Annotated in this window: 18 protein-coding genes; 13 read left to right on the top strand and 5 right to left on the bottom strand. The window is 61.0% G+C overall.

The features are described 5' to 3' along the window. Nucleotide 1 precedes the first annotated feature (1 nt). The 6 genes from A462_RS12980 (at nt 2) to A462_RS13005 (ending at nt 5,610) form a co-directional block, all read left to right on the top strand. Complete coding sequence (locus tag A462_RS12980; RefSeq protein ID WP_003218433.1) at nt 2-853, top strand: PepSY-associated TM helix domain-containing protein; 852 nt, start codon at nt 2-4, stop codon at nt 851-853. After that, nucleotides 850-1,965 (top strand): ABC transporter substrate-binding protein, encoded by a 1,116-nt coding sequence (locus A462_RS12985; RefSeq protein ID WP_003218435.1) that lies wholly within the window; start codon nt 850-852, stop codon nt 1,963-1,965. Before A462_RS12980 ends, A462_RS12985 begins: the two co-directional genes overlap by 4 nt. Further along, the gene (locus A462_RS12990; protein ID WP_023658859.1) at nt 1,962-3,029 is read left to right on the top strand and encodes a FecCD family ABC transporter permease; all 1,068 of its coding nucleotides are present in this window, start codon (nt 1,962-1,964) and stop codon (nt 3,027-3,029) included. The genes A462_RS12985 and A462_RS12990 overlap by 4 nt, the downstream gene beginning before the upstream one ends. A gap of 26 nt (nt 3,030-3,055) precedes the next feature. Beyond that, nucleotides 3,056-3,835, top strand: coding sequence for an ABC transporter ATP-binding protein (locus A462_RS12995; protein ID WP_003218440.1), 780 nt, complete (start codon nt 3,056-3,058; stop codon nt 3,833-3,835). 3 nt (nt 3,836-3,838) lie between these two features. Next, the gene (locus A462_RS13000; RefSeq protein ID WP_003218442.1) at nt 3,839-5,059 is read left to right on the top strand and encodes an MFS transporter; all 1,221 of its coding nucleotides are present in this window, start codon (nt 3,839-3,841) and stop codon (nt 5,057-5,059) included. Between the two features lie 107 nt (nt 5,060-5,166). Continuing rightward, nucleotides 5,167-5,610 carry a hypothetical protein gene (locus A462_RS13005; RefSeq protein WP_008436193.1) on the top strand — a complete coding sequence of 148 codons (444 nt, stop codon included), beginning with the start codon at nt 5,167-5,169 and terminating at the stop codon, nt 5,608-5,610. 18 nt (nt 5,611-5,628) lie between these two features. Here the strand turns inward: A462_RS13005 and pssA are convergent, their stop codons facing one another. Continuing rightward, complete coding sequence (gene pssA / locus A462_RS13010; RefSeq protein ID WP_008436192.1) at nt 5,629-6,972, bottom strand: CDP-diacylglycerol--serine O-phosphatidyltransferase; 1,344 nt, start codon at nt 6,970-6,972, stop codon at nt 5,629-5,631. Nucleotides 6,973-7,097: 125 nt separating this feature from the next. On the opposite strand from pssA, the gene A462_RS13015 reads away from it, so the two are divergent. Together A462_RS13015 and A462_RS13020 are read left to right on the top strand one after the other, a co-directional pair. After that, on the top strand, nt 7,098-7,649 hold the full coding sequence (locus A462_RS13015) for a TetR/AcrR family transcriptional regulator (RefSeq protein WP_008436191.1): 552 nt from the start codon (nt 7,098-7,100) through the stop codon (nt 7,647-7,649). Between the two features lie 32 nt (nt 7,650-7,681). Then, nucleotides 7,682-8,161, top strand: coding sequence for a nuclear transport factor 2 family protein (locus A462_RS13020; protein ID WP_008436190.1), 480 nt, complete (start codon nt 7,682-7,684; stop codon nt 8,159-8,161). A gap of 126 nt (nt 8,162-8,287) precedes the next feature. On the opposite strand, the gene A462_RS13025 is transcribed toward A462_RS13020, so the two are convergent. Together A462_RS13025 and A462_RS13030 are read right to left on the bottom strand one after the other, a co-directional pair. Beyond that, nucleotides 8,288-9,448, bottom strand: a complete 1,161-nt coding sequence (locus tag A462_RS13025; protein ID WP_008436189.1) for a PQQ-dependent sugar dehydrogenase — start codon at nt 9,446-9,448, stop codon at nt 8,288-8,290. Between the two features lie 30 nt (nt 9,449-9,478). Continuing rightward, entirely contained in the window at nt 9,479-9,799 is a 321-nt protein-coding gene (locus A462_RS13030) for a hypothetical protein (RefSeq protein WP_008436188.1), read from the bottom strand. A gap of 196 nt (nt 9,800-9,995) precedes the next feature. Here A462_RS13030 and ku point away from each other — a divergent pair, with 196 nt between their 5' ends. Both ku and ligD read left to right on the top strand, forming a co-directional pair. Further along, nucleotides 9,996-10,844: a non-homologous end joining protein Ku gene (gene ku, locus A462_RS13035; protein ID WP_003218456.1), complete on the top strand. Its 849-nt coding sequence runs from the start codon at nt 9,996-9,998 to the stop codon at nt 10,842-10,844. Between the two features lie 11 nt (nt 10,845-10,855). After that, a complete protein-coding gene (gene ligD / locus A462_RS13040; RefSeq protein ID WP_008436179.1) occupies nt 10,856-13,354 on the top strand; it encodes a DNA ligase D in 2,499 nt (832 codons plus the stop codon). A gap of 18 nt (nt 13,355-13,372) precedes the next feature. Here the strand turns inward: ligD and lpxO are convergent, their stop codons facing one another. Then, nucleotides 13,373-14,272: a lipid A hydroxylase LpxO gene (gene lpxO, locus A462_RS13045; protein ID WP_008436177.1), complete on the bottom strand. Its 900-nt coding sequence runs from the start codon at nt 14,270-14,272 to the stop codon at nt 13,373-13,375. 262 nt (nt 14,273-14,534) lie between these two features. Then, nucleotides 14,535-15,875, bottom strand: a complete 1,341-nt coding sequence (locus tag A462_RS13050) for an LPS O-antigen chain length determinant protein WzzB (protein ID WP_008436176.1) — start codon at nt 15,873-15,875, stop codon at nt 14,535-14,537. Between the two features lie 400 nt (nt 15,876-16,275). Between A462_RS13050 and A462_RS13055 the strand changes: the two genes are divergently transcribed. The 3 genes from A462_RS13055 (at nt 16,276) to A462_RS13065 (ending at nt 20,194) form a co-directional block, all read left to right on the top strand. After that, the gene (locus A462_RS13055) at nt 16,276-16,662 is read left to right on the top strand and encodes a TIGR03067 domain-containing protein (RefSeq protein WP_008436175.1); all 387 of its coding nucleotides are present in this window, start codon (nt 16,276-16,278) and stop codon (nt 16,660-16,662) included. A gap of 541 nt (nt 16,663-17,203) precedes the next feature. Next, entirely contained in the window at nt 17,204-18,442 is a 1,239-nt protein-coding gene (locus A462_RS13060) for an MFS transporter (RefSeq protein WP_003218461.1), read from the top strand. 162 nt (nt 18,443-18,604) lie between these two features. Beyond that, nucleotides 18,605-20,194, top strand: a complete 1,590-nt coding sequence (locus A462_RS13065) for an ABC-F family ATPase (protein ID WP_008436174.1) — start codon at nt 18,605-18,607, stop codon at nt 20,192-20,194. The last annotated feature ends 327 nt before the right edge of the window (nt 20,195-20,521 follow it).

The following is a 20,521-nucleotide window of genomic DNA, read 5'->3' as shown; positions in this document are numbered from 1 at the left end:
CATGCGTGGGTGGTGGCTTCGTGTGCATCGATGGCTGGCGCTGAGCGTCGGCCTGCTGCTGGCGCTGATTGGCTTGAGCGGTGCGCTGCTGGAACTCAAGGGGCCGATCCTGCGCTGGGAGGTCGGCAGCCAGGCCTTGGACCTGGCTCCGGTTGAACACGGCGCACTGCTGGATGACGCGCAGTGGATCAGCGCGGCACTGGGTGCCTACCCGCAATTTCAGAAAGTCTTTGGCGCCGCAAAACCGCGCCAGGGTTTCCTGGAATCGGACAACGCGATCGTCTTCGGAGCCCTGGAGGATCGGCCCGGCATCGGCATTGCGATGATCGATCCCTACAGTGCCGAGCCACGGGCATTTTTTGTGTTCGATGACCTGTGGCTGGCGAAGCTGGTGGCGCTGCACCGGGCACTGCTGTTGCCGCCGCCCATTGGCGCCGTCGCCCTGTTTGCCTGTGGCCTGGTGCTGCTGGGCTCGGTGGGCAGCGGCCTGTACCTGTGGTGGCCGGGGCGGCGCAGCTGGTGGAAAGCCGCCAGCTTGCGCCCGGGCAGCCAGGGCCTGCGCCGCCTGCGGGAATGGCACAACGTCGCAGCCGCCTGGCTGTGCCTGCCGTTGGCGGTGATTGCCGGCAGCGGCGCCTGGCTGGCCCGGCCCGACTGGTTCTTCGCCAACCCCGCCGCGATCAAACCGCTGTTCTCCGCCGCCCACGGCCACCTGTTGCTCGGGTTGCCCGGCGCGGCCCTGGCCTTTCTTTGCGGCCTGGCATTGCCGCTGCTCTATCTCACCGGGCTGTTGTTGTGGTGGCGCAAACGCGTCCGCCACGTGCGCCCAACTGTTCAAGGAAATTGTTCATGAAACACCCTCTGTTGTTGCAACGCGGCCTGCTGCTCGGTCTTGGCCTGTTAATGAGCGGCCTGGCCTGCGCCCACACCGTCACCGACCTGGCGGGGCGCAAGGTCGACGTACCGGACAAGGTCTCGCATATCCTGCTGGGTGAAGGCCGGATGATCTACTCGCTGTCGCTCCTTGAAGGCAAGAACCCGTTTACCCGCATCGCCGGCTGGCAAGGGGATTTTCGCGGCCTGGACGTGCAGGGTTACGCCGCGTTCCAGAAGCACTTTCCCGAAGCCGACAACGTACCGTTGGTAGGCGGCACCTCCGCCGAAACCTTCAGTGTGGAAAAGGCCCTGGCGGTACACCCGGACCTGGCGATCATGGCCTTGAGCGGCGGCCATGGCCCGAGCCCCGACAGCGAGGCGGTCAAGCAGCTGGAAGCGGCCGGCGTGGCGGTGATTTTCGTCGACTTCAGCGACCATCCGCTGAGCAACACGGTGCCGAGCATGCGCCTGCTGGGCAAGGCTCTGGACCGTAATCAACAAGCCGAGGACTACATCGCGTTTTACCAGGCCTCGCTGGCCAAGGTCACCGATACCCTGGCCAAGGCCGGGACGGTAAAACGGCCGAAGATCTTCATCGACATGCTCGCCGGCCTGCAGGATTGCTGTGGTTCGCCGGGCACCGGCAACTTCGGGGAAATGATCAAGCTCGCGGGTGGCCGGAACATCGCCGACGGGCGCATTCCCGGCCCGATCGGCACATTGAACGTCGAATACATTCTGTCCAGCGATCCGGATGTGTACGTCGCCACCGGCGTATTCGGCCACGGCCAGGGCGGTGTGACCCTCGGCTATTCGGCCACGCCGCAGCAGGCCAACGACAGCCTCAAGCAAGTGTCCCAGCGCGCGCCGCTGAATGAACTGCGGGCGGTACGTGAAGGCAACGTGCATGGCCTCTGGCATATTTTCTATGACTCGCCGGAACACTTGATCGCAGTGCAGGCCCTGGCCAAGTGGCTGCATCCTGAGTTGTTCGCCGACCTGGATCCGGAACAGACCCGAGCCGAATTGTACCGGCGCTTTATGCCAATTCCGGCCAGCGGCGTATTCACCACGAGCCTTGTGCCGTGACGCAGGTGCAAGCCTGTGCGAGCGCCGATGGCGCAGGTGAGCGCTATCGCCACCGCCATGGACGACGGGTATTGCTGTTGTCGGCGCTGGCGTTGGCATTGGTGGTTTCCCTGGCGGTGGACATCACCACCGGGCCTTCCGGCATGAGCCTGACGCGCCTGTTGCAAGTGCTGTGGGACCCGGCTTCGATGCCGCGGGTGGAGGCGGTGATCGTATGGAATGTGCGCCTGCCTTACGCGTTGATGGCGGTACTGGTGGGCGCGGCACTGGCCCTGGCCGGCGCCGAAATGCAGACGGTGCTGGATAACCCGCTGGCCAGCCCGTTCACCCTCGGCGTTTCCGCCGCCGCCGCCTTCGGTGCAGCCCTGGCCATTGTGCTCGGGATGGGCATTCCTGGCGTGCCGGCGCAGTACCTGATTTCGGCCAACGCCTTTCTGTTCGCACTGGCATCGGTGGCATTGCTGTATCTGTTGGCACGCTGGCGTGGGTTTGGTGTGGAGAGCCTGGTGCTGTTCGGGATTGCCCTGGTGTTTGCGTTCAATGCGCTGGTGGCACTGCTGCAGTTTGTGGCGAGCCAGGACAGCCTTCAGCAACTGGTGTTCTGGACCCTGGGCAGCCTGGCCCGGGCGTCCTGGGAAAAGCTCGCGATCCTCGCTGCGGCGTTGCTGCTGTGCCTGCCGTTTTCCCTGCGTCAGAGTTGGGCGTTGACTGCCCTGACCCTGGGCGAGGAACGCGCCCGCAGTTTCGGGATTGATGTCGGCCGCCTGCGGGTGCTGTCGTTGCTGCGCATCAGCCTGCTGTCGGCGCTGGCGGTTTCGTTTGTCGGCACTATCGGTTTTATCGGGCTGATTGCTCCGCATATCGCGCGGCTGTTGGTGGGTGAAGATCACCGCTTGTTCCTGCCAGCGAGCGTGCTCAGCGGTGGCTTGATCCTGTCGATGGCGTCGATTGCCAGCAAGGCATTGATGCCCGGCGTGTTGATTCCGGTGGGGATTGTCACCGCACTGGTGGGAATTCCGTTTTTCATGGCGATTGTGATGCGTAACCGCCGAGGTGCTCTGTGACCGGATTAAGCACACAAGCATTGAGCATGCACTACGGCAGTCGCAGCGTGCTGCAGGACATTCATCTGCCGGCGTTGCTGCCCGGCACCATCACCGCGCTGATCGGCCCCAACGCTGCCGGCAAGTCGACCTTGTTGCGTGGCATCGCCGGACTGCACAAGGCGCACGGCCAGATCTGGCTGGAGGGTGTCGATCTCAATCGCCTGCCGCAAGTCGAGCGCGCGCAACAAGTGGTGTACCTGCCTCAGAGCCTGCCGGAGCGTACGCGCCTGTGCGCCTTCGAAGCGGTACTGAGTGCGGCCATGGCCGGCCATCGCGGCGCGGGTTTTGCGCCTGGGCGGCCGAGCCCGACGGTGCTCAAGGGCGTGGAAAAAATCCTCGCCGACCTCGACCTGACCGCCCTCGCCGACCGCCCGATCGATGCACTTTCCGGTGGCCAGCGCCAACTGGTGGGCCTGGCCCAGGCCCTGGTGCGCCAGCCTCGGGTGTTGCTGCTGGACGAACCCACCAGCGCCCTGGACCTGTATCACCAGTGCCAGGTGGTGGAAGCCATCACCCAGGCCACCCGCGAACGCAACCTGATCACCCTGGTGGTGGTGCACGACATCAACCTCGCCCTGGGCTTCAGTGATCAGGTGGTGGTGTTGCACAACGGTCAGTTGGCCGCTGCCGGGCCACCGCAAGTGGTGATCAATCAGGCGTTGCTGAAAAACGTCTATGGTGTGAGTGGCCGCCTGGAACAGGTGCATGGCCGCCCGCTGGTGATGGTGGATGCACGACTGCCCTTTTCTCCTGCCCTTGGATAACCGATGAACAGCTCCCAAGACGCTGCACTCGCGACTTTGCACACTGACCGCCCATTCAACCTGAGGCCGCTGCTGTTGGCCAACATGGCCTGCACCATGGCGATGATGGCATTTGTCTCGCTGATTGGCCCGATCGCTCGGGTGCTTGGCCTGGCCACCTGGCAGGCAGGTGCGGCGGTCACCGTGTCCGGGGTGATCTGGATGCTTCTGGCTCGTCCATGGGGCCAGGCCAGTGACCGACTGGGCCGGCGCCGTGTGCTGCTGCTGGGCACCGGTGGTTTCACCCTGGCCTACTGGGCGCTGTGCGTGTTTATCGATGCGTCCCTGCAACTGCTGCCATCGGCCATGTTGGCGTTTATCGGGCTGATTCTGGGTCGTGGCCTGATCGGCGTGTTCTACGCTGCGATACCGGTGGGCGGCTATGCGCTGGTGGCCGACAACATTGAGCCTGAGCACCGCGCCAAGGCCATGGCTTCCCTGGGCGCCGCCAACGCCTGCGGCCTGGTGCTGGGCCCGGCGATTGCTGCGCTGTTGGCGCGTCACAGCCTGAGCCTGCCGTTTTATGCGATGGCGGTGTTACCGCTGTTGGGATTCTTGTTGCTGCTGGCCAAATTGCCGCGCCAGGAGCTGCACCTCAAGCAGCCGCCCAAGCCGGTCAACCTCTCGGACCCACGCCTGCGTCGACCGTTGGTGGTGGCGTTTGTCGCGATGCTGTGTGTGTCGATCGCGCAGATAACCGTGGGTTTTTTCGCGTTGGATCGCTTGAAGATGAACCCGGCCGATGCGGCACAAACTGCCGGTATCGCCCTGACCATGGTCGGGCTGGCGTTGATCTGTTCGCAACTGGTAGTGCGCAAACTGGAGTGGCCGCCGCTGCGGATGATTCGCATCGGTGCGGTGGTGTCAGCCCTGGGATTTGCCGGCAGCATGTTCGCTGATACGGCCTGGATCCTGTGGCTGTGCTTTTTTGTGTCCGCGGCCGGCATGGGCTGGATCTTCCCGTCTTTCGCGGCGCTGGCGGCGAATGCGGTGGATGCGTCGGAGCAAGGCGCCACGGCAGGTTCGGTGGGTGCGGCCCAAGGCCTGGGCGTGGTGGTCGGGCCGTTGGCCGGGACCTTGATCTACGCGATCGAACCTCGCCTGCCCTACTTGGTGGCGGCGGCGCTGCTGCTATTGATCGCGTGCTGGCCGGCGGCACGGCAACCAGGTAACACCCCAGGTTGAGCTACCTGTTATTTCTGACAGTAGACGTCCATCCCTGAAAAGCCTCTGATAAAGCGCGTGGCCACAGCATTAGCTGAGGCCACCTACCTTTTCTGGAGACAAGCACCATGAGCGACGACCTGAATGACTTGACGACATTTACTGACAGAAATTGGAATGGCTGGCACCCGGACCGCCCAGACACCGCAAAGCTTGAGCCACGGACGCCTGGGAACGATCACGAGTTCTACCTCACCAATGCATCCGATGCGGTTCATGAGATGGGTATCTCCAAGTCCTACTCATTCATAAAGGGCACTGAATACACAGTGATCTTTGAATACCGGACCCTATCGGAAACGGACATCATCGTGTTGGCGGGAGGCTTGGAGCAAGCATACGGGCCACATCCACCGTCTCCCGGCTGGACGCGCCTGACTGTCCCTCTTCCGTACGTGAAAGAGGACGGAGGCACTCACCCAATCTCAATCAGACTCTGGTCAAGAAGTGCAGGCAGCGAACCCCATCGCTACGACTTGGACAACATTCTTGTCAGGTCGATTCCGGATTAACCTGCAAGGTCACGGGCCCTACAAAATCCGATACAGCAAACGCTCGATCCGCACCCGGCTGACCCGGCGCAAGAACTTGCCGACGGCCGCCGGGTACTCCACGAGGGTTTCCAGCTGCTGGTAGCGCTCAATACGCGAGGTGTGCTGGAAAATCTCGGCAAGCTCGGTGCGCCGTGGCCCTACCCACTCCCCCTTCGGATCATCGATCAGCAAGGCGTTTTCCAGGTCGAGGCGAAACGCTCGCGGGTTGATGTTGTTGCCGGTCAACAAGGTGTAGCGCTGGTCGACCCACATGCCCTTGAGGTGGTAGGTGTTGTCGCCGTCGCGCCACAGGTGCAGGTTCAGCTGGCCGCTGTCGATCATGCGCTGGTGACGCTTGGCGAAGCGACGCAGGCTGATTTCGTAGAGATACGGCAGCGCGGCGATGACCTTGAACGGCTCGCTCGGCGGGATGTAGAAATCGTTGGCGGTCTTGTCGCCGACAATGATGTCGATCTTCACCCCGCGCGCCAGGGCGCGGTTGATTTCCCGGGTCACTGGCAGCGGCAGGTTGAAGTACGGCGTGCAGATGGTCAGCTGATGCTGGGCGCTGGCAATCAGCTCGCAGATCACCCGGCTCAGGGGGTTGTTCTTGCACACGCCCAACAACGGACTGACCGTCAGGTTGCCGTTGGGCAACTGCCCCGCCGAGGTGTCATACACCGCGTGTTTGAGGCGGCTGCGCAGGTCGCCGATGTCGTTGCGCAGGCTGCGGGTGGTCGGCGGGTTGGGCAGGTCCAGGCGATGCACCGCCTTGGCGGCCACCAGGCCGTGCTCCACCAGGTGCTGCATCGAGTCGGCCAGCGCCTTGTTGTGGATCAGGTGATAACGGTCATAGCGGTACTTGTCGAACTTGTGCAGGTACACGTTATTCAGGCTGGCGCCGCTGTACAGCACGCTGTCATCGATCACGAAGCCCTTGAGGTGCAGCACGCCGAACAGTTCGCGGGTTTGCACCGGCACGCCGTACACCGGCACTTCGGTGCTGTGGGACTCGGTCATTGCCTGGTACCAGGCGCTGTTGCCCGGCTGCTTGCCGGCGCCGATCAAACCACGCTGGGCCCGCAGCGAGTCGACCACCACCACGATATCCAGCTCGGGCCGGGCGGCCTTGGCAGCGTGCAACGCGTCGTAGATCTCTTGCCCCGCCTCATCCTGCTGCAGGTACAACGCTACGATGTAGATGCGCTGGGTGGCCTGGGAAATTTTCTCCAGCAGGCAACGGCGGTACTCGGCGGCGCCGGACAGCACCTCGATCGCGTCGGGCGTGAGGGGAAAACCGCGCAGCTTGGGCAACAGGGAGCGTTTGAATAACGACGGCATAGGGCTCGCAATGGGTCGAATCCGAAGGACTCCAGAGCTTACACCATGGGCTGGCTCAGGTCTTCCCGCCCAGGGTTAAAAATAATTAATTGACCAAGGAGAACGATCGTTCTACTGTAATCTCCATGAACGATATCACTCGCGACATTATCCTCGACGTTACCGAAAAGTTGATCTACCGAAATGGCATCGCTGCCACCGGCATGGATCTTCTGGTGAAAACCGCCGGCGTCTCCAGAAAGAGCGTCTACCGCTACTTCGCCAACAAGGACGAACTGGTGATTGCCGCCCTGCAACACCGCGACGAGCGCTGGATGCACTGGCTGCGCAACGAAGTTGAACACCACTCCACCACGGGCGAGCGCCTGCTGGGTGTGTTCAGCGCGTTGAAAACCTGGTTCGGCTCCGATGACTTTCGCGGCTGCGCCTTCATCAACACCAGCGGCGAGACCGGCGACCCGCACAACCCGGTGCGCCAACTGGCCAAGGCCCACAAACAGAAACTGTTCGAGTACGCCCTCGAACTGTGTCAAGCACATGGCACCCCCGACCCGGAACGCCAGGCCGCGCACCTGCTGATCCTGATTGATGGCGCCATTACCGTTGCCCTGGTGATGGGCGACACCACCGCTGCCGATAATGCGCAATCCATGGCGCGAACCCTATTGCAACTTTGACCTGACTTTTAAACCTGTTAAGGAGCCGTCCCATGTCATCCAACGCAGAAATACGCCCGCCGTTGCCGCCGTTTACCCGTGAATCGGCGATTGAAAAAGTTCGCCTGGCCGAAGACGGCTGGAACTCCCGGGACCCGCAACGGGTGTCCTTGGCCTATACCCTGGATACCCAATGGCGCAACCGCGCCGAGTTCGCCCACAACCGCGAAGAGGCCAAGGCTTTCCTGACCCGCAAATGGGCCAAAGAGCTGGATTATCGGTTGATCAAGGAGTTGTGGGCGTTTACCGGCAACCGCATTGCGGTGCGCTATGCCTATGAATGGCATGACGACTCCGGCAACTGGTTCCGCTCCTACGGCAACGAGAACTGGGAGTTTGACGAGAACGGCTTGATGGCGAACCGGTTTGCCTGCATCAACGACATGCCGATCAAGGAAAGCGAGCGCAAGTTCCACTGGCCGCTGGGGCGGCGTCCGGACGAGCATCCGGGGTTGTCGGAGCTTGGGTTGTAGGCTCGACGCTACACAACTGTGGGAGCGGGCTTGCTCGCGAAGGCAATGGCTCAGCCAACATCTCCAGCGACTGACCCACCGCTTTCGCGAGCAAGCCCGCTCCCACATTGGTATTTGCCGTATCCGTCAGTCCTGGTTAAGGCCCACCCGATACAACACGCCGTTATCTTCATCCGTGAGCACATACAGGTAACCATCCGGGCCCTGGCGCACATCGCGGATCCGCGCTTTCAGGCCGCCCAGCAGTCGCTCTTCGTGGATGACCTTGTCCCCATCGAACTGCAAGCGAATCAACTCCTGGCTGACCAATGCCCCGATAAACACGTTGTGCTGCCAGGCCTTGAACCGGTCGGCGTCGTAGAACGCCATGCCACTCACGCCGGGGGATTTCTCCCAGACATGGTGCGGCGGCACTGTGCCTTCGGCGGTCTTGCCCTTAGCCTCGGGAATCGGCGTCAGGGAATAGTTGATGCCATGGGTTGCCAGGGGCCAGCCGTAGTTTTTGCCCCGCTCGATGATGTTGATTTCATCCCCGCCGCGCGGGCCATGTTCGTTTTCCCAGAGTGTGCCGCTCCACGGGTTGAGTGCCGCACCCTGGGGGTTACGCTGGCCGTAGGACCAGATTTCCGGCCTCACGCCTTCCTGGCCGACGAAGGGGTTGTCTTCCGGTATACGACCGTCCGGGAAGATCCGCACCACTTTGCCTTGCAGCTTGTCGAGGTCCTGGGCGGTGGGGCGGTCGTTGTTTTCCCCGAGGGTCACGAACAGGTAACCATCGCGGTCAAACACCAGCCGCGAGCCGAAGTGGTTGCCCGTGGACAGCTTGGGCTCCTGACGCAGGATCACCTTGAAGTCTTGCAGGCCGCTCAGGTCATCGCTCAAGCGCCCACGCCCGACTGCGGTGCCTGCAGTGCCATTCGTGCCGCCGCCCTCGGCGTAGGACAGGTACACCAGGCGGTCCTCCTTGAAGTCCGGCGACAGCACCACGTCCAGCAGGCCGCCCTGCCCTTTGGCAAACACTTTCGGCACGCCACTCAGGGGCGCGGACAGTTTGCCGTCCGGGCTGACAAACCGCAGGTTGCCGGGACGTTCGGTGACCAGGAAGCCTTGCTTGTCCGGCAGGAACGCCACCGCCCACGGGTGATCGAGGCCCTTGGCAATCGGGGTGACGGTGATACTCCCTTGCTCGCTGGGAAACTGTTGGGTGGCGGCCGCCGAGACAGGCAGCGCCAGGGGCAGCAAGGCAGCGGCGCAGAAGGTCGCTAGAAGGGTTTTGCGTAACAGCATACGGTGGGTTTCCTTGTCGTCTTTACACACTCAATCGCCGCGATTGCCATTGGCGTCACGGGTGGGAGCCTTGGGCTGGATAGCCGGCGGGGTCTGCGCGCCGTCACGGCGCTGGACGCTGTTGCCGATACCGCCGTTTTGCAGGGTCGGCGGCCTCTGTGCCGGCGGAATATAGGTGCCTCGCGCTGCCGGCGCGTTGGGCTGGGTGCCCTGCATGCTGTTGGGATTGGCCTGGTGGATGGGGCCGTTGTAGGGGTTGTTGCTGGTGCCGGGCAGGTTTTGCGCCTGTGCCAACGAACTCAAGGCCAGGCCCAACGCCAATACGGCAAGGTTGCGCAAACGGGTGTTCATGACAAAGCCTCTCTGGGCGCAAGTAATACGTGCTTTCGATAACACGCTACGCCTTGGGTTCGGCTTTGGTAACTAAATAGTTTCTCATCAGGTGTAACACGATCTGTCTGAAACCCTGGTGCCAGCCGGCTGGCCAGGGAAACTTTTGCCGAATCCGCCCTGTCACCTGAAGACCACACACTTCAGGAATACCGACATGCCACGGGCTATCTGGAAAGGCGCAATCAGTTTTGGCTTGGTGCACATCCCCGTGTCACTGGTCTCGGCCACGTCCTCCCAGGGCGTCGACTTCGACTGGCTGGACAAACGCAGCATGGACCCGGTGGGTTACAAGCGCATCAACAAGACCACCGGCAAGGAAGTCACCAAGGAGAATATCGTCAAGGGCGTGGCCTACGAGAAAGGTCGCTACGTGATCCTCAGCGAAGACGAAATCCGCTCGGCTCACCCCAAGTCCACCCAGACCATCGAAATCATCGCGTTTGTGGCCAGCGACCAGATCCCGTTGCAGAACATCGACACGCCCTACTTCCTGGCCCCCGACAAGCGCGGCGGCAAGGTGTATGCCCTGCTGCGCGAAACCCTGAAGAAAACCCGCAAGGTCGCCCTGGCCAACGTGGTGCTGCACACCAAGCAGCACCTGGCGGCACTGATGCCGCTGGAGTCGGCGCTGGTGCTGGTGATGCTGCGCTGGCCTGCCGAAGTGCGTGGCCTGGACGAGTTGGAATTGGGCAGCGACGTGACCAAACCGACATTGGCCAAGGGCGAACTCGACATGGCCAAGCGTCTGGTGGAAGACATGAGTGCCGACTGGCAGCCGGACGAATACCGCGACAGCTTCCAGGAAAAGATCATGGCGCTGGTGGCGAAGAAGGCCAAGGCCGGCAAGATCGAAGACGTGGAATCCAGCGAAGGTGTCGACGAGCGCAAATCTGCGGACGTGATCGACCTGACGGAGTTGCTCAAGCGCAGCCTGGCCGGCAAGCCCGCGACCAAGGCTGCAGCCAAGAAACCTGCCGCGAAAAAGACCAGCAAGGCTTCATGAGGTAGACCGCCATGGCCAAGCCCCTGAGTGAATACAACGCCAAGCGCGACTTCGACGTGACCGCCGAACCCGCCGGCAGTGCGCCTCGCGCCAGGAACCGGGCGCATGCCCTGTCGTTCGTGATTCAAAAGCACGATGCGCGCAACCTGCATTATGACTTTCGCCTGGAGCTCGACGGCGTCCTCAAAAGCTGGGCGGTGCCCAAGGGCCCAAGCCTCGACCCGAGCCAGAAGCGCCTCGCGGTGCATGTGGAAGATCATCCATTGGGCTACGGCAGTTTCGAGGGCAGCATTCCGGCAGGCCAATACGGCGCTGGCGATGTGATCGTGTGGGATCGCGGTGTATGGCAGCCCCACGATGACCCGCACAAGGCCTACGCGGCCGGCAAGCTGAAGTTCAGCCTGATCGGCGAAAAACTGGCAGGCGACTGGACGCTGGTGCGCACCCGACTCAAGGGCAGCGGCGACAAGGAGCAGTGGTTGTTGATCAAGGAGAACGATCAGCAGGCACGCCCGGTGGCTGACTACGATGTGGTCCAGGCTGAACCGAAAAGCGTGCTGAGCGACGCAACGGTGGGGGCTGCGAAAAAGCCCGCAGCGCCGAAGAAAGCCAGGCGCAAGCCCTCAACCGACCTGCCCGATCAACTCGCGCCACAGCTGGCGACACTGGTGGACCGTGCACCGGAAGGCGATTGGGTGTACGAGATCAAATTCGACGGCTATCGCATCCTCGCGCGGATTCGCGATGGCGAAGTTCGGCTGTTCACCCGCAATGGCCATGACTGGACCGATCGCCTGCCACGCCAGGCCAAGGCCCTGGAAGCCCTGAAGCTCAAGGACAGTTGGCTTGACGGTGAGGTGGTCAGCCTGAACGCCGACGGGCTGCCGGATTTCCAGGCGCTGCAAAACGCCTTTGATATCGGCCGCAGCCTGGACATTGTCTATTACCTGTTCGATGCGCCGTTCCTGGACGGCCGCGACCAGCGCGAAGCCGCTGTCGAAGAGCGCCGCACCGCACTGAAGGACGCGGTTAGCCGCAGCAAGAGCAAGCTGCTGCGCTTCTCCGAGTCCTTTGCTGCCAACCAGCGGGATATCTTCGAAAGTGCCTGCGACCTGGCGCTGGAGGGCGTGATCGGCAAACGTGCCGGCAGCCCCTACGTTTCCAGGCGCAGCCCGGACTGGATCAAGCTCAAGTGCCGGCTGCGCCAGGAATTCGTGATCGTAGGGTTCACCCGCCCGCAAGGTTCGCGCAGCGGGTTTGGCGCGCTGTTGCTGGCGGTCAATGATGACAGCGACCTGGTGTATGCCGGGCGCGTAGGTACCGGATTCGATCAGGCCGCGCTGAAAAAGATCAGTGCACAGTTGAAGGCGCTGGAACGCCAGACTTCACCGCTGGCCAAGCCCCTGACCAGTGCCCAGGCACGCGGCGTGCACTGGGTCGAGCCGCAGCTGGTGGGCGAAGTGCAATTTGCCGAATGGACCCGCGAAGGTGTGGTGCGCCAGGCGGCGTTTGTCGGGCTGCGCACCGACAAGCCGGCGGAGCAGATTGTGCATGAGCAGCCGCGGACGGCCAAATCGCTGAAGGAAAAACCCCGCAAAAAGACGGCGGGCACCGGCGCCGTGGCTGGGGTCAGGATTACCCATCCGGACCGAGTCATCGATGCCCAGAGCGCTACACAGAAACTGCAACTGGCACAGTTCTATGAGGGCATCAGCGAATGGCTCCTGCCCTTTCTGCGCAACCGGCCGGTGTCCTTGCTCAGGGCACCGGAAGGCATTGCCGGCGAACAGTTTTTCCAGAAGCACTCCGAGCGCCTGGCGATCCCGAATATCAAGCAACTGGACCAGGCCCTGGACCCGGGCCATGCGCGGCTGATGGAAATCGACAGCCCGGCCGCGCTCATCGGTGCCGTGCAGATGGGTACCGTCGAGTTGCATACCTGGGGCGCTACCGCTGACAAGATTGAAACCCCGGACCTCTTTGTGCTCGACCTTGACCCAGACCCGGCACTGCCGTGGAAAAGCATGCTTGAAGCGGCGCAACTGACCTTGTCGGTACTCGATGAACTGGGGCTTGAAGCGTTCGTCAAGACCAGCGGCGGCAAAGGCCTGCACCTGGTGGTGCCGCTGGCGCGCCGCGATGGCTGGGACTCGGTAAAAGCCTTCGCCAAGGCCATCGCCCAGTTCATGACGCTGCAGTTGCCTGAACGCTTTACCGCGACTTCGGGCCCGAAGAATCGCGTGGGCAAGATCTTCATCGACTACCTGCGCAACGCCCGGGGCGCCAGCACGGTAGCCGCCTACTCGGTGCGGGCGCGGCCCGGCCTGCCGGTATCGGTACCGGTGAGTCGTGATGAGTTGAAGAGTTTGCACAGCGCCCAACAATGGACGGTGGCTAACCTGCACGAGCGTTTGCAGGGTTTGAAGAAGGACCCGTGGGCGGGTTATGCCAATCGGCAGAAGATCAGCAAGAAGATGTGGGAGAAGCTGGGGGCGCATCCGCCAGGCTGATGCGCTCCGCTGCCCGGTTCAGATGAGGATGAAGATCGCGGCCAGGCCGGCAAAGATCGCCCACTTTTCCAGGTAGTAACGGGTGCGGTTGCGTTTCTTCAACTCCTTGCCCCGCAGGCGAATCTTGTACAGCCGGGTAAACGCACGGTTCAGGCCGCCGGTCTTGTCACCGGCATCGTTGGGCGAACCGGCCGCGGCCATCACATTGCGGCTGAACCAACGGTTGAACGCGGCCGCCCAGCGGTACTTCATCGGGCGTTCGATATCGCAGAACAGAATGATCCGGTTCTGCTCGGTGGTGTTTTCGGCGTAGTGGATGAAGGTCTCGTCAAACATCACCGGTTCACCGTCGCGCCAGTAGTAGTTTTCACCGTCCACGTTGATGTAGCAGCCCGGGGAGTTGGGCGTGTCCAGGCCCAGGTGGTAACGGTAGGAACCGGCATACGGGTCACGATGGCGTACCAGCTTTGAGCCCGGTGGCAGCTCGGCAAACATCGCGGCCTTGATCGAGCCGATGCTTTGCACCAGCTCGGTGGTGCGCGGGCACAGCTTCATCGCCGAAGGATGGCTGTCGCCGTACCACTTCAAATAGAAACGCTTCCAGCCCGACTTGAAGAACGAATTGAAACCCACGTCATTGTACTGGTCGGAGCGCTTGATCTCGCCTGCGCGCAGCAGGTTCTGACCTTCCTCGCGGATCTCTTGCCAATGCTCCTGAAGCGGGCTCAGGTCGGGAAAGTCGCTGGGGGACAGGTACGGTCGGCTGGGCAGTTTGGAAAAGAGGTAGAGAAAGCAGTTCACCGGAGCCAGGAAGGTCGAGTGATCGCTGAGCTGGCGCCCCAGCTTGTGGCGCACCCGGCCACGCAGGTGGACATACGCAATAGAGGCAACGTAGAGAGCAACAATGATGAGTTTCAAGGTATTCGTCACAAGTCAGAAGAGAACAGGCTGCTCCCGCGTGCCCACAACGGCCGAGGATTGAAGATGCAGCACCTGAAATCACAATTCACAAAACCGGCAACACGAACGGCTGGGTGACAATCCGGTCGTGGCCATTGGCAGCTATTTTAGCCACACTTTGTAACCAAAGGTTAATCAAGATTTGTGAAAAGGTGTCCAGTGAGTGTGCCAGGAAGAGCAGCAGCGGGCTTGCCGGGCGGCCTGCCCGCTGCTGAAGGCGTCAGCTTTTCGGTTCGTCATCCTTGCGTGTACGCAGAGAAAGCCGATATTCATCCAACTCCGAGTAGGGTACGGCTTCGCGTCGTGCCAGCAGATGGCGGCCCAGCGCAATCAGTACACCCACGGTCAACCCTGCCAGCAGGCTCAGTATCATAACCAGGGCTTTCTTGGGCTTGATCGGGCTCAGCGGCTCTTGGGCACGACGGTCAATGGTTACCAGCTTGAGGCCACTCATGTCGATATTCAGGCCTCGCAAACGCGCGACTTCCGCTCGTAACGGTTCAACATCCTGCAAGAAAATGTCTTCATTCCCGCGATTTCTCAGCACCTCCACTTCACGGTTGACCTCCAGCATCTGCAACTCTTTGCCAATCTGTGCAATGCGGCTGTTGGTAAAGTCGTCGCTGGTACGCGCCTGCAACGCGGCACGTTCCGCCTCAAGCGCCTCTGTACCGAGGAAGTACAGCGGGATTTTCTGGTTGTTGACCTCGGTGCGCATTACTTGATTCGAGCCGCTACGCGAGGCATCTGCCATGGACGAAGGAGTGGTCGGGGTCTTGATGCCCATCGACTTGGCGATGGAAATGGCCTCCGCCAGCTCTGCCAGCCGGTCCGTGCGCTCCATTTTCATCTGTAAGCGCAGGGCACCCAGTTCGTCCTCCAGCTTGGCCCGTTTGAGCCTGTCGGCTTCAAGCAGCTTGGCAATCTTCGATTCCTTGTCGGTTTCGTAATTGGAGCGCGCCGCGTCGATTTTGCCCTTGAGTTCGTTCAAGCGGTTATTGACGATCACTTTAAGGTCAGCACCGACCTGGGCACGTTCCGAATCAATTGCGTAGTCTACAAAGCCGTTGAGAATCGCTACCCCGTCGATGTCTGCCGGGTATTCCAGCTCAAGCTTGATATAGCTGCTCAGGGAGTCGGACTTCTTGGGATCGGGCAGGCTCAGGTTGATGGAGTTTCGATTGAATTCTTCAAAACTCTGCTCGAGGCTTTGCCCGGTTTTCTGGAACGCCTTGAACAGGTCCTCATGGGACTTGAAAAACCCCAGGCGCGCTTCGTATGAGTCCAGTTGCGCCCCCACTTTGTTCAGGGCGTCGGCCGGCGGCAACTTATAGACTTCGGAGCGGTTCAGAGCATCCAGCTCATTGATGGCAGCCGGGCGCAGCACACTGCTGACCTGATACTCCCGCGGGGCCAGAAAAGCGTAGCCCGCCCCCAGCACCCCCGCCAGAATCGTACACCCCAGCACCAACTTCTTTTGCCGCCAGATACCATGACACAGTTCAAACAGATCAATTTCGTCCGATGCCGCATGAGCGTGGAGCCGAGGAGTTTTATTCAAAACTGATGCACCTTAAAAAGTCGACAGTCAGCGGTCACACATATTCATCAAATACTGAATGGCCGCTTGAAAATCAGGGACAACGCCCTGTACACAAGACACGAACGGTCTACCGATGGTCATCGGACCACCTCGATCATGGAAAAATCCCACATCACCGTAGATTGTTTTCGTTCAGATTACGCAGGAGCCCCTACCCTGGTGCTGAGCGTAGACGAACTTGTAAAGAACCGTTTCCGAATCAACGCACAAAATGGCGCTAAATACCCGTGAATACTGGGAAAATTCGTACGCAACAAAGAGAAACCAGACAATTCTCACAAAATCGATTCAGCTTATCCGTCAGGCATCTACGCACCAAGGTATTGACTGCTCGTTTTTTAACCAAAAAGGAATTTGTATGACACGTGCTTCAAATGCGGATTTCCAGGCGCTCCAGGGGGCATGGGAACAAACGGCGCTGGAAGACAATGGTGTGCTCAATCCCACGGATGAACACAGCGCGCCAGGCGCGATCACGACAATCTCGGGCGATCAATTCCAGGTGGTGACGGTCGACGGCGAGGTTTTACTGGCAGGCAGCTTCACGCTCGATGCCAGCACGGCACCCAAAAGCATTACCTGGGTTGACTCGATGGGAGAGGATGCCGGCAAACAGTTACCCGCGAGTTACCGGCTGGAAGGTGATCACTTCGTGTTTATTGCGGCAGATGAAGGCATGCCCCGCCCTACCCGCTTCAGTACCGGCCCAGGGCAAACCATGCGCACGTTCGTGCGCAAACCCTGACACGGATATACATCCGTTCCTGCGACATGGTTTTCACATGGCCTTCACGTGTTGACCTATAGGGTGAAGGCTACCTACTCCAGTGAACACCTTGGCCCGTCTACCCCACGGGCCTTTTTTTGCCTGCACGGCAGCCAATCAGCACGGGCGCTTGATGGCGGTGAGGGTGTAGCACGGGGCAGTTGAGCGGGCTGGTTTTGATACCTGGGCTGACAGCATGTCCATTGCGTCTCCAATATGTTCCGGTCATTGCGACAAAAGAAGTCCGCCCTACACCGAAAGCCTCGCCATCCTTGAACCGGTAAAGAGCCTTCACTGTAGGGCGAACGGACGGAAAATAAGCCAGGCTTATTGGATGTTCAACTGTTAACAATAAAAAGCCCTGAAAAAGCCTCGATCAGCGCTATTTTTCGATGCAAATGGCTCCACTTTGTAAATGTTTTTGCTTGTATTGCCATACGAGTGCAACGCCGCCTTCAGAAACTATACCTTCATGCCATGGGTCACTACTGCTACCGACCTCTTGCCTGAAGACCGTGCCATGGCCACTCGCTCTGACCTGCGCAACACCCTGTCCCTGGACAGCCTGAACTTCTTCCTGGCGGACGTGCGTGACGGACTGGGGCCGTACCTGGCGATTTATCTGCTGGCCGTGCACCACTGGGACCCCGCCAGCATCGGCGTGGTCATGACCCTGGCCGGCATCGCGGCCCTGCTCACCCAGACCCCGGCCGGCGCATTGATTGACCGAACCCGCAGCAAACGGGCAGTGATCGTGATCGCCGCGCTGCTGGTGACTGCCAGTTGCCTGCTCCTGCCCTTCGTCAGCTCCTTCAGCCTGGTGGCGCTGACCCAGGCGGCCAGTGCAGCGGCGGCCTCGGTGTTTGCGCCGGCCATCTCGGCGATTTCCCTCGGGATCACCGGGCCGCGCGCTTTTACCCGGCGCACCGGCCGCAATGAAACCTTCAACCACGCCGGCAACGCGGTGGCGGCCCTGCTCGCAGGTGGGTTCGCCTACCTGTTCGGCCCGGTGGCGGTGTTCTATCTGATGGCAGTCATGGCTGCGGCGAGTGTCATCGCGGTCAGCTGCGTGTCAGCCCAGGCAATCGACCACGAAGTCGCACGGGGTTTCGACCCTGCGCATGGCACCGGCCATGAACAACCGTCGGGGTTGGCCGTGCTTCTGGCGAACAAGCCCTTGATGCTGTTTGCCATCTGCTGCGCGCTGTTTCACCTGGCCAATGCGGCCATGCTGCCGCTGGTCAGCCAGAAGCTGTCGCAGATCAACCTGCAGATGGCCACGCCGCTGACCTCGGCCTGCATCGTTGCGGCCCAGTTGGTGATGGTGCCGGTGGCCTGGCTGGTGGGCGTGAAGGCCGACGTGTGGGGGCGCAAGCCGTTGCTGCTCGCCGGTTTCATGATCCTGCCGCTGCGGGGCGTGTTGTATACGCTGTCCAGTGATCCTTATTGGCTGGTGGCGGTGCAGATGCTTGACGGGGTCGGTGCCGGGGTGTTCGGCGCGCTGTTTCCGGTGATCGTCAAAGACCTCACCCAGGGCACCGGACGCTTCAATGTCAGCCTGGGCGCGCTGTCCACGGCATTCGGCCTCGGGGCGGCCTTGAGCAGCAGCCTGGCAGGTTTTGTCGTGCAGTGGGCGGGTTACAACGCCGCGTTCCTGACCCTGGCCGGCGTGGCGGCCGTCGCATTGGGGCTGGTGTGGGTGGCAATGCCGGAGACTCGGGCGAATCCATCCGTGCAGCGCCATACAACTCCCGCCTGACATATGCGACAATGCGCGCCAAATTCCAACATGCACCCATTTTTCTGCTCAGCGACTGGGCCCCAAGCCTTGATGTCGCTGCCGACGTATGCCCGTTGGCCTGGGCCACAAAATGGGCCCGGCTCAAATTAGCGCACTCCAAGCTATTGATAGGTAAAGTAATTGATCTCCACAGCTAACATCACCATGCAGTTCGGCGCCAAGCCGCTATTTGAGAACGTTTCGGTCAAGTTCGGCGCAGGCAACCGTTATGGCCTGATCGGTGCCAACGGTTGCGGCAAGTCGACTTTCATGAAAATCCTCGGTGGCGACCTCGACCCGTCGGGCGGCCAGGTCATGCTGGAGCCGAACGTGCGCCTGGGTAAACTGCGCCAGGACCAGTTCGCCTACGAAGAATTCACCGTACTCGACACCGTGATCATGGGTCACGAAGAGCTGTGGAAGGTCAAGGCCGAGCGCGACCGCATCTACTCGCTGCCGGAAATGACCGAAGACGACGGCATGGCCGTGGCCGAGCTGGAAACCGACTTCGCCGAGATGGACGGCTACACCGCCGAATCCCGCGCCGGTGAGTTGCTGCTGGGCCTGGGTATCGGCATCGAGCAGCACAACGGCCCGATGAGTGAAGTGTCACCAGGCTGGAAGCTGCGTGTATTGCTGGCCCAGGCGCTGTTTTCCGATCCGGAAGTGTTGCTGCTCGACGAGCCAACCAACCACCTGGACATCAACACCATCCGCTGGCTGGAAAACATCCTGACCCAGCGTAACAGCCTGATGATCATCATCTCTCACGACCGTCACTTCCTGAACAGCGTCTGCACCCACATGGCCGACCTGGACTACGGCGAGCTGCGCCTGTTCCCGGGCAACTACGACGAATACATGACCGTGGCGACCCAGTCCCGCGAGCAGTTGCTGTCGGACAACGCCAAGAAGAAAGCGCAGATCTCCGAGCTGCAATCCTTCGTCAGCCGCTTCTCGGCCAACGCCTCGAAAGCCAAGCAGGCCACTTCCCGTGCCAAGGCGATCGACAAGATCCAGCTGGCCGAAGTCAAGCCATCGAGCCGCGTCAGCCCGTTCATCCGCTTCGACCAGACCAAGAAGCTGCACCGCCAGGCGGTCATCGTCGATCGCATGGCCAAGGGCTTTGACGGCAAGACGCTGTTCAAGGACTTCAGCTTCCAGGTTGAAGCCGGCGAGCGCGTGGCGATCATTGGCCCGAACGGTATCGGCAAGACCACCCTGCTGCGTACCCTGGTCAACGAACTGACCCCGGATGCCGGTACGGTCAAGTGGACCGACGCGGCTGAACTGGGCTATTACGCCCAGGACCATGCTTCGGACTTCGAAGACGAGTCCAACCTGTTCGACTGGATGGGCCGCTGGACCAAGGAAGGCGAACAAGTGGTTCGCGGTACCCTGGGCCGCATGCTGTTCTCCAACGACGAGATCCTGAAGTCGGTGAAGGTGATTTCCGGTGGCGAGCAAGGTCGCATGCTGTTCGGCAAGCTGATCCTGCAAAAGCCGAACGTGCTGATCATGGATGAGCCGACCAACCACTTGGACATGGAGTCCATCGAGGCGCTGAACCTGGCGTTGGAGAACTACCCGGGTACGCTGATCTTTGTCAGCCATGACCGGGAGTTTGTGTCGTCCCTGGCCACCCGCATCATCGAGCTGAGCCCGAGTGGGGTGATCGACTTCAGCGGGACTTATGACGATTATCTGCGTAGTCAGGGTGTGGTTTTCTAAGAGCCGCCGGTAGTTTGAAATGCGAAAGCCCCGTCCAGTGTGATGGGGCTTTTTTTTGGGATATGGCTCTGCTTTTCTGTGGGAGCCGTCGAGCTTTAGCGAGGTCGCGATAGCGGTGTGCCAGGCAACATCTTTATTGACCATGCCGCCGCCTTCGCAGCCTTGCTAAAGCTCGACAGCTCCCACACTTTACCGCGTCAGCTTTAGTCGTCCCGGGCCAGGGAGGCCCCATGGATCCAAAGCCGGATAGGCACGGGCCGCAATATCATCAAATATAGTTAGCCTGCTTCCTTTTACCCCAAGCCCTTGCCATGATGCCCTCACCGC

It is taken from the genome of Pseudomonas sp. Ag1, assembly GCF_000278565.1.
In the GTDB taxonomy this organism is placed as follows: domain Bacteria; phylum Pseudomonadota; class Gammaproteobacteria; order Pseudomonadales; family Pseudomonadaceae; genus Aquipseudomonas.
Note: the sequence above shows the minus strand (reverse complement) of the source record. Positions and strands in the feature narration are given on the sequence as shown.